This window comes from Citrobacter sp. MGH106 (assembly GCF_001037495.1).
GTDB classification, from domain to species: Bacteria; Pseudomonadota; Gammaproteobacteria; order Enterobacterales; family Enterobacteriaceae; genus Citrobacter; species Citrobacter murliniae.
In genome coordinates, this window is the sequence record NZ_KQ089822.1 from 390,586 (window position 1) to 408,539 (window position 17,954).

Annotated in this window: 14 protein-coding genes and 1 tRNA gene; 7 read left to right on the top strand and 8 right to left on the bottom strand. The window is 47.2% G+C overall.

Going from position 1 to position 17,954, the window contains the following annotated elements; translation table 11 throughout:
- Positions 1-7: 7 nt before the first annotated feature.
- From arcC to ygeW, 5 genes are read right to left on the bottom strand one after another with little or no spacing between them, the layout of a single operon-like run.
- On the bottom strand, positions 8-940 hold the full coding sequence (gene arcC / locus SK36_RS01795) for a carbamate kinase (protein ID WP_048220607.1): 933 nt from the start codon (positions 938-940) through the stop codon (positions 8-10).
- 47 nt (positions 941-987) lie between these two features.
- Complete coding sequence (gene hyuA, locus SK36_RS01800) at positions 988-2,373, bottom strand: D-phenylhydantoinase (RefSeq protein ID WP_048220608.1); 1,386 nt, start codon at positions 2,371-2,373, stop codon at positions 988-990.
- A gap of 52 nt (positions 2,374-2,425) precedes the next feature.
- Positions 2,426-3,637 carry a YgeY family selenium metabolism-linked hydrolase gene (locus SK36_RS01805; RefSeq protein WP_048220609.1) on the bottom strand — a complete coding sequence of 404 codons (1,212 nt, stop codon included), beginning with the start codon at positions 3,635-3,637 and terminating at the stop codon, positions 2,426-2,428.
- A gap of 56 nt (positions 3,638-3,693) precedes the next feature.
- Positions 3,694-4,890 carry a diaminopropionate ammonia-lyase gene (gene dpaL, locus SK36_RS01810; protein WP_048220610.1) on the bottom strand — a complete coding sequence of 399 codons (1,197 nt, stop codon included), beginning with the start codon at positions 4,888-4,890 and terminating at the stop codon, positions 3,694-3,696.
- A gap of 56 nt (positions 4,891-4,946) precedes the next feature.
- Entirely contained in the window at positions 4,947-6,134 is a 1,188-nt protein-coding gene (gene ygeW / locus SK36_RS01815) for a knotted carbamoyltransferase YgeW (protein WP_045447173.1), read from the bottom strand.
- Between the two features lie 476 nt (positions 6,135-6,610).
- Here ygeW and SK36_RS01820 point away from each other — a divergent pair, with 476 nt between their 5' ends.
- Positions 6,611-8,389, top strand: coding sequence for a sigma-54 interaction domain-containing protein (locus SK36_RS01820; protein WP_048220611.1), 1,779 nt, complete (start codon positions 6,611-6,613; stop codon positions 8,387-8,389).
- Between the two features lie 39 nt (positions 8,390-8,428).
- On the opposite strand, the gene xdhC is transcribed toward SK36_RS01820, so the two are convergent.
- From xdhC to xdhA, 3 genes are read right to left on the bottom strand one after another with little or no spacing between them, the layout of a single operon-like run.
- Positions 8,429-8,908 carry a xanthine dehydrogenase iron sulfur-binding subunit XdhC gene (gene xdhC, locus SK36_RS01825; RefSeq protein ID WP_045447167.1) on the bottom strand — a complete coding sequence of 160 codons (480 nt, stop codon included), beginning with the start codon at positions 8,906-8,908 and terminating at the stop codon, positions 8,429-8,431.
- Positions 8,908-9,783, bottom strand: a complete 876-nt coding sequence (gene xdhB, locus SK36_RS01830; RefSeq protein ID WP_048220612.1) for a xanthine dehydrogenase FAD-binding subunit XdhB — start codon at positions 9,781-9,783, stop codon at positions 8,908-8,910. The genes xdhC and xdhB overlap by 1 nt, the downstream gene beginning before the upstream one ends.
- Before the next feature lie 10 nt (positions 9,784-9,793).
- Entirely contained in the window at positions 9,794-12,091 is a 2,298-nt protein-coding gene (gene xdhA, locus SK36_RS01835; protein WP_045447135.1) for a xanthine dehydrogenase molybdenum-binding subunit XdhA, read from the bottom strand.
- Between the two features lie 381 nt (positions 12,092-12,472).
- Here xdhA and actS point away from each other — a divergent pair, with 381 nt between their 5' ends.
- The 6 genes from actS to SK36_RS01860 all read left to right on the top strand — a co-directional run bounded on the left by actS (position 12,473) and on the right by SK36_RS01860 (position 17,555).
- The gene (gene actS / locus SK36_RS01840) at positions 12,473-13,231 is read left to right on the top strand and encodes an amidase activator ActS (protein ID WP_045447133.1); all 759 of its coding nucleotides are present in this window, start codon (positions 12,473-12,475) and stop codon (positions 13,229-13,231) included.
- A 79-nt stretch (positions 13,232-13,310) separates the two neighbouring features.
- Positions 13,311-13,384 (top strand) — tRNA-Gly (locus tag SK36_RS01845).
- A gap of 423 nt (positions 13,385-13,807) precedes the next feature.
- Positions 13,808-13,885: a tryptophanase leader peptide gene (tnaC, locus tag SK36_RS25180; protein ID WP_197086135.1), complete on the top strand. Its 78-nt coding sequence runs from the start codon at positions 13,808-13,810 to the stop codon at positions 13,883-13,885.
- A 272-nt stretch (positions 13,886-14,157) separates the two neighbouring features.
- Positions 14,158-15,573 (top strand): tryptophanase, encoded by a 1,416-nt coding sequence (gene tnaA / locus SK36_RS01850; protein WP_048220613.1) that lies wholly within the window; start codon positions 14,158-14,160, stop codon positions 15,571-15,573.
- Between the two features lie 110 nt (positions 15,574-15,683).
- A complete protein-coding gene (tnaB, locus tag SK36_RS01855) occupies positions 15,684-16,934 on the top strand; it encodes a low affinity tryptophan permease TnaB (protein ID WP_048220614.1) in 1,251 nt (416 codons plus the stop codon).
- 96 nt (positions 16,935-17,030) lie between these two features.
- The gene (locus SK36_RS01860; RefSeq protein WP_082138857.1) at positions 17,031-17,555 is read left to right on the top strand and encodes a SphA family protein; all 525 of its coding nucleotides are present in this window, start codon (positions 17,031-17,033) and stop codon (positions 17,553-17,555) included.
- Positions 17,556-17,954: the final 399 nt, after the last annotated feature.

A 17,954-nucleotide genomic window follows, 5' to 3' on the forward strand; every position in this document is an offset into this window, starting at 1 on the left:
CTTTGAATTACTGACAAATCACCGTTCCGGTTTTACCTTCAATTCCTTCTTTCGCTTTACTCAACACGGTAATCAGTGCTTCGCGACCCGCACGTGAGCGAGCAAATGACGCGGCGGCCTCCACTTTAGGTAGCATGGAACCTTTCGCGAAATGTCCTTCTTCAATAAAGCGGTCAGCATCGCTCAATGACAGGCGGTCCAGCCACCGTTCATTTTCTTTACCAAAGTTAATCGCCACTTTTTCGACTGCGGTAAGGATTATCAACATATCTGCATCAATCATTTCTGCCAGACGTGCACTTGCCCAGTCTTTGTCGATAACGGCGCTGGCGCCGCGCAGATGGTTACCTTCACGAATGACAGGAATACCGCCACCACCAACGGTAATCACTACCTGGCCGGCGTCTACCAGTGCTTTCACCGTCTCTTTTTCAATAATATCAATCGGTTTAGGTGAGGCAACTACACGACGATAGCCGCGACCTGCGTCTTCTTTCAGAGTGTAGCCTTGTTTTGTCAGTCGTTCTGCTTCCTGCTCGGTAAAGAACGAACCGATCGGTTTAGTCGGGTTAAGAAAAGCCGGATCGTTGGCGTCGACTTCGACCTGCGTGACCAGAGTCGCAACGGGTTTATGAATGCCTCGGGAGAGCAGTTCTTCGCGCAGGGCGTTTTGCAGGTCGTAACCAATATATCCCTGACTTAAGGCGACACAGACAGACATCGGCAGCATTGGTGAATGTACCTCAGTTTTAGCTGCGGCTTCGAAGGCCTGGTTAATCATGCCCACCTGCGGCCCGTTACCGTGAGTGACGATGACCTCATGTCCCTGGGCAATTAAATCTACAATTGCCTGAGACGTAATTTTGACCGCTTTCATTTGCCCGGCCAGATCGTCGCCCAGCGCATTCCCGCCCAGGGCGAGAACAATTTTCTTACTCATTTTTCCTCACTCATCATTCTTGATTGTGTATAGATCCCTAGCAGTGGTTAGATCACGGGAGGGACAAACGGTTTGCGTCGCAGGAAACGGCCTCGTCCGGCTTTGCCTGTAAAGGTGCCGTCACAGAAAATCGTTTCACCACGGGATAGGGTTCTGACAATTGCGCCCTGGCAGGTAAATCCTTCCCAGGGAGAGTAGTCGGCGTTGTCATGAAGATGACGATGGTGAATTTGCTGGCGTTTATTGGGGTCGATAATCACCACATCGCCATCTGAACCGGGTGCCAGTAACCCTTTTTGTGGCCACAGACCAAACAGTCGTGAAGGCATCGCGCTGGTTAATTCGACAAAACGCTCCGGTGAAATACGACCGCTCATTACGCCGCTGGAGAACAGTAACTGCATGCGATTTTCCACGCCGGGTAAGCCATTTGGGCAACGGCTGAAATCGCCTTTTGAAATCTGCTGGCGCTGAGCCATTGAGAAGGTGCAGTGATCGGTAGCTACCACGTCAATCGCGCCATCGTTGATGCCACACCACAGTTTGTCCTGCTCACGAACGTTGCGCAGCGGCGGACTAAGAATAAATTTCATGCCGTCTTCTGCATCGTAACTGCGCTCGTCCAGCAGAAGATATTGCGGGCAGGTTTCCACCCAGACTGGCTGGTGATTTGCGCGGGCAAGACGTAAATAATCCAGGCCTAAGCCGTTAGACAAGTGGACGATATATAACGGGGCGTTACCGGCAAGCTGCGCCAGGTTAATCATGCGGGCTATGGCCTCCGCTTCGCATTCCAGAGGGCGACTCATCGCGTGATAGCGCGGCGCAGTTAACCCAGCGGCGATAAACTCGGCACGCTTACTGGCAATAGCGGCGTCATTTTCTGGGTGTACAGTAGTCAGTGCGCCAGACTGATGCAGACGGCGTAACGCTTGCAAAACTTCATCATCGTTGAGTTTGTATTGATAGGTTAGATAGAGTTTAAAACTACTGAGCCCTTCCTCAACCATCATCGGGATTTCGTCGAGGATGGCATGATTGATATGCTGGATAACACCATGAAAGCTGTAGTCGATGACTGCTTTATGGGCGGCATAACCGCGATACACTTCCAGTTGATGACGTAACCGGCAGCCACTCGGGCCAAATCCCATATGGTCAATAATGGTTGTTGTACCGCCACACGCGGCTGCGCGGGTACCGGTAAAAAAATCATCACAACTGCGCGCGATGCCGACATCAATATTGAAATGCGTGTGAACATCCACGCCGCCAGGGAGGATGTAACATCCAGTGGCATCAATTACTTCACATGGGAGCTGCGGCGAAATATCGCGACCCAACTGGCGAACAATACCGTTTTCAATCAGCAAATCCTGTTTTGCTTGTCCATCTGCGTTAACGACAGTGCCGTTTTTAATCAATACGTGCATAGCAAACTCCAGAAACCCTCCGGCGAACCGGAGGGAATTAGGTGAAGAGTAATTATTCTGTTGCCAGCCAGCTTAACGGGATTGCGGCGTACATGGCGGCGCAGGTCACCAGGTGAGCTTTCCAGGTTTTTTCGTTTGGCGCATGGGCTTCAGGTTCTTTACCCGGGCCAAAGCCGATGACCGGAATGCCGTGGCGACCCATGATGGATACGCCGTTAGTAGAGAAGGTCCACTTATCAACGACCGGCGCTTTACCAAACAGGCCTTCGTAGGCATTAACCAGCGTTTTAACGGTGAAGTGATCTTCTTCCACTTTCCAGGTCGGGAAGTAGCATTCAGTTGGGTAAACCAGGCCAGTCCAGGACGGACGGTCGTAGTTGTACATAGAAACGACAGCATTCGCTTTCTGTACCGCTGGCAGGGCGCGGATTTCGTCCAGTGCGCCTTCCCAGGTTTCTCCCCAGGTCAGGCGACGGTCAATGGAAACGGCACAGCTGTCTGCAACAGCGCAACGGCTTGGGGAGGTGAAGAAAATTTCAGAAACGGTCAAGGTGCCTTTGCCGAGGAATTCGTCATAGCCCAGACGTTGAGACAGATCTTGTAATTCGCTAAGAATCGGGCCCATTTTGAAGATGGCGTTATCACCGCGTTCTGGCGCAGAACCATGGCAGCTAACACCCTGTACATCAATGCGAATTTCCATACGACCGCGCTGACCACGGTATACCTGGCAGTCGGTCGGTTCAGTACTGACCACAAATTCCGGGCGAATGCCGGATTGTTCAATAATGTACTGCCAGCACAGCCCGTCGCAGTCTTCTTCCTGTACAGTACCGGTTACCAGCAGAGTGTATTCATCTTCCAGACCCAGGTCTTTGATGATCTTACCGGCATAAACCATTGATGCCATGCCGCCTTCCTGGTCGGAAGTACCACGACCGCCAATCAGTTCATCGGTTTCCATGCCTTTGTATGGGTCGAATTCCCAGTTTTTGATATTACCAATACCCACGGTATCGATATGAGCATCCATAGCAACCAGGCGCGGACCATGGCCGATATAACCGAGAATATTACCCATCGGGTCGATTTCAACCTTATCGAAACCGACTTTTTCCATCTCTTCTTTAATACGATGCACAACGCGTTTTTCGTCGCAGCTTTCGCTGGGAATCGCAACCATATCGCGCAGGAAGCGAGTCATGTCTGCCTGATAATCTTTTGCTTTTTCAAGAATCAGTTTGAATGGAATATTCTTAGCCATTATTTTCTCCAGATTTTTTACTCCCTGTTTGGCAGGGAGTTGTTCCAATAGGGGGATCAAGGTGCTACAGCGTGTTTGCCTTCCCAGACAACTTCGCGGTAGTGCTTCACGTCGGTGTCGCCTTCAGTGCTGATCACCAGCACGATGGCATCTTTGTTTAGCGCCAGTTTTTCCATCAGGCTTTGACGTTGCGGGTGATAATGAACAGCCGCGAGAACACCCAAACCGACAGCACCAGATTCACCGGAGATGATGCGCGGATCGTTGCCGTATGGGTTACCCAGCACGCGCATACCTAATGCGGCAACGCTGTCCTGGCAGGAGATGAATTGGGTCGCGCAATTACGTAAGATTTCCCAACCCAGTGGGTTAGGTTCGCCGCAGGCCAGGCCAGCCATGATAGTGGCCATATCGCCGCCAACGTTGACGATGTTGCCTTTGACGCCAGAGCGATAAATACAGTCAGCTTTATCAGGCTCAACAATGATGCTGTGCAGATTTTGTGGGCTATAGACATCCACCAGATAACCCAGCACGCCGCCAGCCATCGCACCAACGCCAGCTTGCAACAGAACGTGCGTCGGTGTTACGCCCATGTCGCGCATTTGCTCAACGGCTTCATCCGCCAGCGTGGCGTAGCCCTGCATGATCCAGGTTGGGATTTTTGTGTAGCCTTCCCAGGCGGTATCCTGTACCACTTCCCAGCCACGTTGCTGAGCGTGCAGCATGGTCAGACGAACGGTGTCGTCATAGTTCATGTCGGTGACGATGCATTCGGCGCCGAGGTTCAGAATGGCATCCACACGCTCCTGAGCAGAACCTTTCGGCATATAAATCACTGCATGTTGGCCGAGTTGCTGGGCAGCCCATGCCACACCGCGCCCGTGGTTGCCGTCGGTAGTCGTAGCGAACGTCATTTTTTCGCCAATGGCATTTTTCAGATGCTCAAATGACAGTGTTTCGATATCAAGATGATATTTTTCGCACAGTAACTGAGCGATGGCATAGGCGCCGCCGAGCATTTTGAATGCATTCAGACCGAATCGTTTTGATTCATCCTTAACGAGAATTTTCTTCACGCCAAAAAGGTTTGCCAGATCGTCCAGTGCACAAAGTGGTGTTGGGCGATAGCCAGCGATTTTTTGGTGGAACTGGCGCGCCAGTTTTGCCTGGCTTTGCGAAAAGAGCGATGATGTTTCGCCGTTGAAAAAGTTGTTATCGGCGATATCAATCTTCAATGAGAAAACGGACATATCCTATCCTTTGGCCTCTGGAAATAGAGTGCCGACCTGTCGATCGGCTCGAGGGGTTATTTCACGCGTTCTTGCGCTTCTTTCAGCAGTTGTTCGAGCAGTGCGCCAGGTTTTGAATATTTACGTGAAAGGATCATCGCGGCGATGATATAAGGCTTCCAACTGGCTTCTTTGTAGGTCGCGATACGGTATTTTTCGAATACGCCTTCAGTCACTTCACCTTCTTTGCAGGATACGCCGCTGATATCAGCCGGCAGACAGTGCATATACAGGGCTTCACCGTCGCGAGTGAGTTCCATCATCTCTTCGGTACAATGCCAGTCTTTGTGGTGTGCGTTCTGTGCCAGACACTGTTTTTCCAGGGCTTTCAGACCTTCATGATCGTTAGCGCGCAGCAGTTCAGTTCGCTGTTCCATCACTTTGTAAGGCGCCCATGACTTCGGATATACGATATCCGCGTCTTTGAATGCCTCTTCCATGCTGGTTACCTGACGGAAGCTACCGCCAGACGCTTTAGCATTGTTTTTAGCCACTTCAACCACATCTGGGATCAGGTCGTAACCTTCTGGATGTGCCAGGGTGACATCCATACCGAAACGGGTCATCAGACCTATGATGCCCTGTGGTACAGAGAGTGGTTTGCCGTAGCTTGGGGAATACGCCCAGGTCATGGCGATTTTTTTACCTTTCAGGTTTTCCAGTGAACCAAAGTGTTCACGCAACCATGCCAGGTCAGCCATAGACTGGGTTGGGTGGTCGATATCACATTGCAGGTTAACTAATGCCGGACGTTGCGGCAGTACGCCTTGCTTATAGCCATCGTCGAGTGCAGCGCCAACTTCACGCATATAGGCGTTACCCGCACCCAGATACATATCGTCACGAATACCGATAGCATCGGCGCAGAAAGAGATCATATTGGCGGTTTCGCGAACGGTTTCGCCGTGGGCAATTTGTGATTTACCTTCGTCGAGATCTTGCTGCGCAAGGCCGAGCAGGTTAAGCGCGGAAGCATAAGAGAAGCGAGTACGGGTGGAGTTGTCGCGGAATACGGAAATACCTAATCCACTATTAAAGACTTTGGTCGAGATGTTTTCAGCACGTAATGCTTTTAACGCTGCAGCAACGTCCAGTACTTGTTTCAATTCGTCGGGTGTCTGTTCCCACGTCAACAAAAAATCTTTCTCGTGCAGGTGAGAGGTCAGCGAATTGATATCCTTTATCAGCTCAATAACAGTTTTCATCATAAAATCCCGGTAGTGGAATGACAGGCAAAGTGGTTTATTTCACTGTGACGTGCCAAATGGTTGGTGTTTTCACAGCTATACCTGGGACTAACAATAAACATGCCAGAATTATCTAACAGGGAGTGAAATGCTAATTTGACGGGTAATATGTGGATTGGATCACGAATTGGGGACTGTTGCTGAATGTTCAGAATATACGAAAACGTTTGGCTTTTTTGTGGCGTTATTTATTTGCTGCTAATTATCAGGAATAAGATAACAGAACAGTTTATCCCTCGTCAGTTTGATAAATTCACCCATGTAATTCTCATATTGATATAGAAATGTGATATCTCTTCCATAATTTCATTAGAAAGTGATAAAAATCTTATGTTCTTATCAAAGCAAAATTTGCCTGAGTTAATATCATCATGATCCGTGAATCATCAACGTCTTCAACGATCAACCTATAAGCGATTCTGGAAGGTAAGGTTATGGAGCTTGCTACTACGCAGTCAGTATTGATGCAAATTCAACCAACAATTCAGCGTTTTGCCAGAATGCTTGCCAGCGTTTTGCAACTTGAGGTTGAGATCGTTGATGAAAACTTGTGTCGCGTCGCGGGAACTGGCGCGTATGGGAAATTTCTTGGCCGCCAGTTGAGCAGCAACTCCCGCTTGCTCCGTTATGTCCTCGAAACCAAAACCGAAAAGGTCGTGACACAGTCCCGTTTCGATCCTCTGTGTGAAGGCTGTGACAGCAAAGAAAGTTGTCGCGAAAAAGCATTTCTCGGCACGCCCGTCATTCTGCAAGATCGTTGTGTCGGTGTGATAAGTTTGATTGCTGTGACCCATGAGCAACAAGAACATATCAGTGATAATTTACGCGAGTTTTCTGATTATGTTCGCCATATATCGACTATTTTTGTCTCGAAACTTCTGGAGGATCAAGGGCCGGGAGATAGCATCAGTAAAATATTCGCTACCATGATTGATAATATGGATCAGGGTGTATTAGTTATAGATGAAGAAAACCATGTTCAGTTTGCTAACCAGACGGTGTTAAAAACTCTCGGTGTTGTTCAAAATAATATAATAGGGAAATCTATTCGTTTTAGGCCATTAACATATGAGAGCAATTTTACCCATGGTCATATGCAACATATTGTCTCGTGGGATGATAAAAGTGAATTGATTATTGGTCAGTTACATAACATTCAGGGGCGACAGCTATTTTTAATGGCATTTCACCAGTCCCATACCAGTTTTTCCGTAGCAAACACCACAGACGAGCCGCATATTGAGCAACTGGTGGGTGAGTGTCGGGTTATGCGGCAATTAAAACGACTCATTAGCCGCATCGCACCCAGCCCATCCAGCATTATGGTCGTTGGTGAAAGTGGGACCGGGAAAGAAGTGGTGGCTCGTGCTATCCATAAATTGAGTGGACGGCGTAACAAACCGTTTATCGCGATTAACTGTGCGGCGATTCCGGAGCAATTGCTGGAAAGTGAATTATTTGGTTATGTCAAAGGCGCATTTACTGGCGCTTCAGCCAATGGCAAAACAGGGTTGATTCAGGCGGCAAACACGGGCACGCTATTTCTTGATGAAATTGGCGATATGCCGTTAATGCTGCAAGCAAAATTACTGCGGGCTATTGAGGCACGCGAGATCCTACCTATTGGTGCCAGTAGTCCAATACAAGTCGATATTCGTATCATTTCTGCAACTAACCAGAATTTGGCCCAGTTTATTACCGAAGGTAAATTCCGCGAAGACCTGTTCTATCGCTTGAATGTCATTCCGTTAACTTTACCGCCGCTGCGCGAACGTCAGGAAGATATTGAACTGCTGGTCCATTACTTTTTACATCTGCATACGCGTCGCCTGGGATCGGTTTATCCTGGCATTGCTCCTGATGTTGTTGAATTATTGCGTAAGCATCGTTGGCCGGGAAATCTACGTGAGTTAAGCAATTTGATGGAGTATCTAGTTAACGTTGTTCCTTCTGGTGAAGTTATCGACAACACGCTTCTGCCACCAAATCTGCTAAATAATGCCACGATGGAACAAAGTGTAGTGACTGAAGCCAGCGAGGGGCATCTGGCTCTGGATGATGCTGGCGGTACGGCGCTGGAGGAGATGGAAAAACAGATGATCCGCGATGCGCTTTCACGTCATAACAGCAAGAAGCAAGTCGCTGATGAGCTGGGTATTGGAATTGCCACGCTCTATCGCAAAATTAAAAAATATGAGTTGTTGGATACGTAATTGTAAAAAATCCGACCTGAATTCAGGCCGGAGATTGTTTTATTTCGTTTCCTCGCAATCCAGTACTGTATTTACAATCATCTGATATCCGGTACAGCGACAGAGGTTACCCGCCAGACCGCGACGAATTTCCGTAATGGTTAACGGTTTTTCGCGTGGTTTAGCCAGCATTGCTGTAGTGGCCATAATAAGCCCTGGCGTACAAAACCCGCATTGCACCGCGCCTGATTTCGCATAAGCTTGTTGAACTCGCGAAAGTTTGCCGCCTTTTGCTTCGCCTTCCAGCGTGCGGATCTCTTTACCTTCAGCCCATGCGGCCAGAAATAAACAACTGTCGACTGCCGTTCCGTCAACTATTACTGTACAAGCACCGCATTCACCAACGCAGCACCCTTGTTTGACACTAAGCAGCCCTTGTTCGCGGAGCAGTTCAGAAAGCGGCATGCCCGGCGCTGCGTGAAGCTGAAAAGGCATGCCGTTAATAATGCATTCAATGGTAATCGTTTCGCTGTAATTCATTACAATTTTCCCCCCGCCGCGGCGACGGCTTCGCTAATCACTTTTTTGGTCATCGTCTGAATGAGATGTAGACGAAACTCTTTACTCGCACGCCAGGAAGAACGTGGGGCAACATCTTGCAGGACGGATTCGCTGATAGCTTCAAGCGTTTGCGGGTTTAATGGCGCATTTTGCGCAGTCTGTTCGGCATGCTGGCAGCGGATCGGCGTAGGGGCTGCAACCCCAAACGCCAGACGCAACTCACTGAAGTTGCCGTTATCCAGTCGACAATGGGCGGCACAACCGATCGTTGAAATATCCATCGCATCACGCATGGCATACTTAAAATGCGCGCTACCAGCATATGCTCTCGGCTGTGGAGGAAAATGAAAAGCGACCAGGATTTCATCATGCTCAAGGGAAACCTTACCTGGCCCGGTATGAAAGCCATTTATGGGGACGAAACGTACCCCGCGCGATGAATGGATCTCCAGTTTGGCATCATAAATGAGCGTCGGTGTGGCAGAGTCTGCGCTGGTTGCGCCGTTGCAAATATTACCACCATAGGTGGCGACATTACGGATTTGCGGACCAGCGATGGATGAAGCTGCGGCACACAGGGCAGGGAGATGGCGTTGGGTTAACGGATCTTCAATTAACTGTGTGAATGTTGTCGCAGAGCCAATTCGCAGTCCGCCATCTTCTGTCAGCGTAATTCCCCGCAGTTCTTCCATATTGTGGATATCAACAATATGGCGATAACGGTTATTGTGGTGGTGGAGCTGAATAAGCACATCTGTGCCACCCGCGAGCAGTTTTGTCTGCGGATTGTTGGTCAGCAGGTTGATAGCATCTGCAATCGTGGTCGCGCGATGGTAAGAAGCAAAATCAAACATGATGTTTTCCTCAAATCAATCCTGCCAGATGGAACTCTTCGTACAACCGTTTTGGTGTTAGCGGCAGAGTATTGATTGCAACACCGGTGGCCATTTTCACCGCATTACGAATTGCTGCGGCAACAGGAATAATTGGCGGCTCACCCAGTGACTTATGTCCATATGCGGATTGCGGCTCATTGATTTCGACAAACGCGCTTTCCAGTTGTGGTAAATCTGGCATGGTCGGCATTTTGTAATCCAGTAGATTTGGGTTACGTACCACGCCGCTTTTTGCATCGATGATCATCTCTTCAAATAATGCCCAGCCGATACCCATTCCCATTCCGCCGTGAACCTGGCCTTCTGCCAGCAGTGGATTAAGGATGTGACCCGAGTCGTGGACGTTGAGGATTCGATTAATGGTGACCTTACACAGCGCGATATCGACGGTCAGATCAACAAAAGTACAGCCAAATGCGGGCGGGTTGGTGGTGGTTTTGATCGAGCTTTCGGCAGAAAGCTGCCCGCCGCGCTCGGGATGGTAAAAAGCATCCATCGCCAGATCTTTTAACGACAGCAACGGTTCTTCTGGTCTTTCAACCAGCACGATATTGCCTTTCATCAGAGTCAGATTCATCGCTGACTGATGCAACATCACCGCTGCGTGAGCAATGATTTTCTCTTTTAATAGCAGTGCCGCACTGCGCAGCGCCGGCGCGGCAACGTAGCTTTGACGTGAGGCAAATGCACCGGGATCGAAAGGAGTAACATCGGTATCTTGTGTCGAAATTACGCGTACATCACTAACCGGAACCCCCACTGTTTCAGCTACCATTTGCGAGAATACGGTGTCGGCACCCTGGCCGATTTCCGTTGCGCCGCTTTGTACGTTGATCGTTCCATCCTGGTTCATCAACAGGCGCGCGCCAGCAATTTCAACACCGACGGGCCATGTGTTTGAGGTGTAACTAAAGCAGGCAACGCCGATGCCGTGCCGCAAATTACCTTGCTGGTTCTGGCACTCCGCGCGACGTTTATCCCATTCAAAGATTTCACGCCCTTTTTCCAGGCACTCAGGTAATCCTGCGCTGTAGATACGTTTGCCAGTGAGCGGATTTGCATCACCTTCACGGGCAGCATTGCGTAAACGAATTTCTACCGGATCAATACCTAATGCTTCGGCTGCGTCATCAAGCAGTGATTCTACGGCGAAAACCACTTGCGGCGCACCATAGCCACGCATCGCGCCAGCCGAGGGGAAATTGGTATAGCAGGTTTTTGAACTGTAAGCGTAGGCGCTGCGAGGATAAAGATAAGCGACTTTGTTACCGCCCGCAGAAGCAATGGAATGGCCGTGAGAGGCATAAGCACCGGTGTTGGAAAGAACATCCAGGCTATAGCCTTTCAACGTACCGTCACGGTTTATACCCATTTGTCCGTCAATGGTGAAGGCGTGGCGGGTACGTGTCGCCAGGAAACACTCCTCACGACTTAGGGAAACTTTCACCGGGATACCGCCAAGTTTGCTGGTCAGGAATGCCGCCATAGGTTCTTCCAGCACATCTTGTTTGTTACCAAAACCGCCGCCGACGAAGGGTTTAATTACCCGCACGCATGACCAGGGAATATCCAGCGCCTGACCGACAACCCGGCGGACAATATGCGGGATCTGGGTGCTGGAGACGATCGTAATCCGGGTGTCATCTTCCATCCACGCCAGCGATGTCACGCTTTCCATATGGCAATGTTGGATGACTGGTGTCTGGTAGTGTCCCTGGATTTGGTAATCCGCCGCATCGATCGCTTGCTGGACATTGCCTGTCGACATAGCACTTTGTTTAAGCAAATTGCCGCCGTTATGAATTTGTGTAGCGTCTTCTGCCAGTGCCGCTTCCGGTGAGGTGATAACCGGTAATTCTTGCCATTCAATATTGACTAGCTGCGCCGCGTTTTCTGCCGTAAGTTCATCCCGGGCAACAACGATGGCAACCGCATCACCGTGATGGCGAACGTGGCGTGTTAACAGACCGCGATCGGCGGTATCACGTTTATTCTCATCCAGTGTCCAGGCATGTCCAGCTGTAGCAAAGGGAATGTCGGGCACATCTTCCCAGGTGAAAATGGCCAGCACGCCAGGCAAGCTTCGGGCTTCTTCATCATTAATACTCACGGCATAACCATGTGCAATTGGGCTACGTACATATTTCGCGTAGCACATGCCTGCCATAACATAATCATCAGTATATCGTGCCCGCCCGGTGACCTTGGCAATGGCATCTACGCGCATGCATGATTCACCTGTAGCAGTTGCTTCCCGCGCTTCCATTTAAATCCCCTTGATTTGAACATTTAGTTCTTATGGCAATGGTTAAGTCAATGCAGGCAAGAATTACGCCAGAAACGACTATAAGCGTGAGGGGAGGAGGGAAGTGTGATGTCGTTTAAAAAATGACAGAGGTGATGCGATTTTATCAGTAATGAAAGAGGGGCAGTGTATCAATATGAGCGTGATAAAAAATCATTGTGATAAATAAGCCTTTGGGATTATCTGAAAATTGTATTTATCGTTTTTGTTGGTCGGAGGTTAATCGGAAAGAGATTCATTAACAAAACTTGTATTGTACAGGCGTTTTCCAGAGCAATGGATTGGGGATCCGGCGGGGGACTGCTATGATATAGCGTCTTGTTTTTTGAGCGAGGAAAGATTTTGAGCGCAGGACGCCCGAATAAACACACTCTGGGTATCGTGATGTTGTTATCGATAGGGCTGCTTTTGGCGGGCTGTTCAGGTAGCAAATCATCAGAAACAGGAACGTATTCCGGCTCCGTTTACACCGTGAAACGGGGAGATACGCTATATCGTATTTCGCGCGCTACCGGAACAAGCGTAAAAGAAATTGCCCGCCTGAACAACATTTCTCCTCCTTATACCATTGAAGTGGGGCAAAGGTTGAAGGTCAGCGGTGGCGCGAAATCCACTACGACGTCTGGTAAAACAAAAAACAAATCCTCCACGAAAACCGCAGCGGTCAGACCGTCTTCATCCGTGCCTCAGTCATCCTGGCCGCCGGTAGGGCAACGCTGCTGGCAGTGGCCAGCCAGTGGTAAGGTGATATTGCCTTATTCAACAGCGGACGGCGGCAACAAAGGGATTGATATCTCTGCTGCGCGTGGTACACCGATTTATGCGGCCGGAGCAGGGAAGGTGGTCTACGTCGGTAATCAGCTACGGGGCTATGGTAACCTCATCATGATTAAGCACAGTGAGGATTACATCACCGCCTATGCCCATAACGACACGCTGCTGGTGAACAACGGACAAAGCGTGAAGGCCGGGCAGAAAATTGCCACCATGGGCAGCTCAGATGCGGCGTCTGTGCGTTTGCATTTTCAGATCCGCTATCGTGCAACCGCTATCGATCCGCTGCGTTATTTACCGCCACAGGGGAGTAAACCTAAATGTTGACGGTGAATTAATCGCCAGTCAGTCGGTTAGCACCTTGCCAAGAAGAGTGTAAGGTTTATAATCCCTTACGCACTTCAATGCGGGCGTAGTTCAATGGTAGAACGAGAGCTTCCCAAGCTCTATACGAGGGTTCGATTCCCTTCGCCCGCTCCAAATTCATTTCTCCTGAAATCTACCGAACTCAATTTACCCTTGATAAATAAGCAGTTATTGCATTCTGTTCGTCAGTTGAGCTCTATTTTTCTTCCTGCTAACTGGTCGGTGACTGTGGCTTTCACCCGTTGCTTAACTCAGCAATAACAGTACAAGTGTTGCAATAGCATTCGTTGGGTGAAAATGCTCGTTAACGCAAAACTAAAACCTGGACAATTTTCGGGTCGAATGTACAAATTCCTGTATGTTGACCAGGTCTTACTGAGGTAATGTCAATCAGCTGTAAACCTGTATCTGTTAATTAATTCCTTTTTGTGTATAATAAATTTATAGTGACTTTTATCACATTAAGTTTATCTGCTAATAGACAAATTTTCTCCACACTATAATGATGTCAGCATGTTTAATAAGGGTTGACATATAATGATTAGCTTAATTAATACATACACGACCTCCAAATGGTTCAACATTGATACCATCATTGTCAATCATCGCCCATAAGTTCCCTTCCTCTTTATAAATGCAATGAAGGACAGAAGCAGATTAAAAAATCTGTCTGTTTTGCATGCCCTGAATAATCCATAAATTATTGTCTGCACAATCACGTTTCTCTGTCTGTATGCCTGAAAAAGGCCTGTGATAAGGGAATGCTTGGTGTGCTAATAATATCTCCATGGACTAATTTTGCGGGTTTTAAATAAATTATATCGGTAATTCATGCTTAATGAGTTGCTGCAGGCTGACATGTCTTTTATCTAATATAGGACTATTCCATGAATAACTTCAAACATTTGCCAGAGCCATTCCGTATTCGTGTTATTGAACCCGTAAAACGTACAACACGGGATCATCGTGAAAATGCCATTCTCAAATCAGGGATGAACCCGTTCCTGCTTGACAGTGAAGATGTATTTATCGATTTGCTGACAGATAGTGGTACAGGCGCAGTTACCCAAAATATGCAAGCCGCAATGCTACGGGGAGACGAGGCATACAGCGGAAGTCGAAGTTACTATGCACTTGCTGAGGCAGTGAAGAATATTTTTGGATATCATTATACTATTCCAACGCACCAGGGAAGGGGGGCCGAGCAGATTTATATTCCTGTATTAATTCGTAAACGTGAGCAGGAAAAAGGACTCGACAGAAGCAAAATGGTTGTTTTTTCAAACTATTTCTTCGATACCACCCAAGGGCATAGTCAAATAAATGGCTGTACCGTTCGTAATGTTTATATCAAAGAAGCATTTGATACTTCAGTTCGTTTTGATTTTAAAGGAGACTTTGACCTTGATAAACTGGAGAAAGGAATCCAGGAAGTAGGTCCAAATAATGTCCCCTATATTGTTGCCACTATTACATGCAACTCCGCAGGCGGTCAGCCGGTATCTTTGGCAAATTTGAAAGCAACGTACCAGTTAGCGAAAAAGTACGACATTCCGGTAGTAATGGACTCAGCGCGATTCGCTGAAAACGCATATTTTATCCAACAAAGAGAAGCCGCTTATAAAGACTGGAGCATTGAAGACATAACCCGCGAAACATATAAATATGCTGATATGTTAGCTATGTCGGCGAAGAAAGATGCAATGGTGCCAATGGGCGGATTGTTATGCATTAAAGATGACAGTTATTTTGATGTCTACACCGAATGCAGAACACTTTGCGTGGTCCAGGAGGGTTTTCCAACCTATGGTGGTCTGGAAGGCGGGGCAATGGAGCGTCTGGCCGTTGGTCTTTATGATGGTATGAATCAGGACTGGCTGGCATATCGCATCGCACAGATCCAGTACCTGGTTGATGGCCTTGAAGCCATTGGTGTCATCTGTCAGCAGGCGGGCGGACATGCCGCTTTCGTGGATGCAGGAAAGTTGTTACCTCATATCCCTGCCGAACAGTTTCCTGCACAGGCCCTGGCGTGTGAGCTTTACAAAGTTGCTGGGATTCGGGCTGTTGAAATTGGATCGTTCTTATTGGGAAGAGATCCTAAAACAGGGATTCAATTACCTTGTCCGGCAGAATTGCTCCGTTTAACCATTCCACGCGCTACATATACGCAATCACATATGGACTTTATTATTGAGGCGTTTGGTCATGTGAAAGAAAATGCCAATAATATTAAAGGATTAACATTCACCTATGAACCTAAAGTTCTGCGTCACTTTACTGCCCGACTGAAAGAAATCTGATAATTAGCAACCGAATATGAATGGCCATATTTAATGGCCATTCATGTTCTATCTCGCTCTATAAAAATGACATGACAATGAATATATATAACTCAAGATAAGAGGCTCGCATGGAAGAAAATTCCAGTTCAAAGCATTCATCCTTTTGGGGAGTTATGGTTATTGCCGGAACCGTAATTGGTGGAGGGATGTTTGCTTTACCCGTTGATCTTGCAGGTGCCTGGTTTTTTTGGGGCGCGTTTATATTAATAATCTCCTGGTTTTCAATGTTACACTCAGGATTGTTACTACTGGAAGCAAACTTAAACTATCCAGTGGGTTCCAGTTTTAATACTATTACTAAAGATCTAATTGGTAACAAATGGAATATCATTAGTGGCGCTACGGTTGCCTTTGTTTTATACATATTAACGTATGCATATATTTCAGCAAACGGAGCTATTATTAGTGAAACGATATCTATGCATTCAGGAGAACATGTTAACCCCAGAATTATAGGTGTTTGTACCGCTCTGTTCGTGGCCGGGGTGTTATGGTTTAGTTCGCTAGCTGCGAGTCGGATTACTTCGCTTTTTCTCGGTATAAAAATCATTGCCTTCGTTATTGTTTTTGGTTCACTTTTCTTTCAGGTCGATTACTCAATTTTAAGTGGTATCAGTGGCGTAAATGAAACTAGTCATTCCTACTTCCTCTATATATTTATGGCGGTTCCAGTATGTCTGGCATCCTTTGGTTTTCATGGTAATATTCCCAGTCTTATCATTTGTTATGGGAAGAGAAAAGATAAATTAATAAAAAGTGTTGTATTGGGGTCTTTTCTGGCGTTGGTTATCTATTTGTTTTGGCTGTATTGCACAATGGGGAATATTCCGCGCGAGAGTTTCAAAGGTATCATTGCTTCCGGTGGAAATGTTGATGCTCTGGTAGGATCATTTCTTGGGACAAATCAGAGTGGCATGATTGAGTTCTGCTTACTCGTTTTCTCTAATTTAGCAGTGGCGAGTTCTTTCTTTGGTGTGACGCTGGGATTATTCGATTTTCTTGCTGATTTATTCAAATTTGACAACTCACATACTGGTCGTTTTAAAACAATCCTTCTTACCTTCCTGCCACCAACACTGCTTTATCTGCTATTTCCTAACGGTTTTATCTATGGGATAGGTGGCGCAGGATTATGTGCAACGATATGGGCTGTTATTATTCCTGCGGTACTCGCATTGAAGTCTCGTAAAAAATTTCCCAATCAGATGTTTACAGTATGGGGTGGGCGCATTATTCCAGCCGTAGTGATTATCTTTGGCATTGTCGTTATCTTTTGCTGGTTTGGTAACGTACTGAATATTTTACCAAAACTGGTGTAATTTGAGTTCGTGACGGACAGGTTTTTATGAAACCTGTCCTGATTTTACTATTACACACAATCATTGCTTCAAATTTCCTACAGATAAATAGAATCAATGGGGTTAGGGGATATCACGCTGGGTACTGCATTGGGCTTTCATCCCACCCGGGATCTTCACTATGTTTTGAGCTTTGATATGTATGTGCCAACAGGCGACTATAACCAGTTTGATCTTTCCAGCCTGGGGCGAAATTACTGGGTGGTACAACCGGTATGGGCGATCAGCTATATCCCTCAAAAAGGCGTCAATGCTGATATCAAAATGATGTACGACTTTAATTTCCGCAATGGTAAGACCCGTACGCGTTCAGGTCAGGCGTTTCATGCCGATTATGCCCTGGAATGGGCTTTTGGCAATGGTTGGGTGATTGGTCTTGGTGGCTATAACTTCATTCAAACAACGGATGATGACGGGCCTAATGCAGCGCAGGCAAAGGTGCGGGCATTTTCAGTTGGTCCTTCTGTCCGTGACGCCAACGATAAGAACTGGTTACCTATATTGAAATGGCAGAAGGAAACGAATGTTCTCAATCGGCCAGTCGGCTCCCAGCTATATCTAAAAGCGACTATTCCGTTCTGAAAACCATATTCTCAAAAATAGTACGTGGTGTCTGAGTCGTTCTTCGGTTCGTTGAAAAAGAGCCTGCATGCTAGCAACCCCAGAGCCATACTAATTTTGGAATAATAGTATTCACTGTTTTGTATCTTTTAATTGTTTATCTTTTTTGTGGTTTTGGTAATCTTTGTGAACTGTTCTTGGATTCGGACTTTTTCTAAATAAAGATAGCAATATGAAAACTATTGTAGTCTATCAAATAGTTTAATTAATCTGATGTGTTGGAGTTATTGTTTAAAATCACTGATTTATCTGAAATAAGTCACCTGGTCACTTAACCTTTTCCAGAACTATATGGCTCTAATCACTAACACTTATAGTGTTAGTGATTATTTGATTAATAATTTAAAATACTTATTTTTT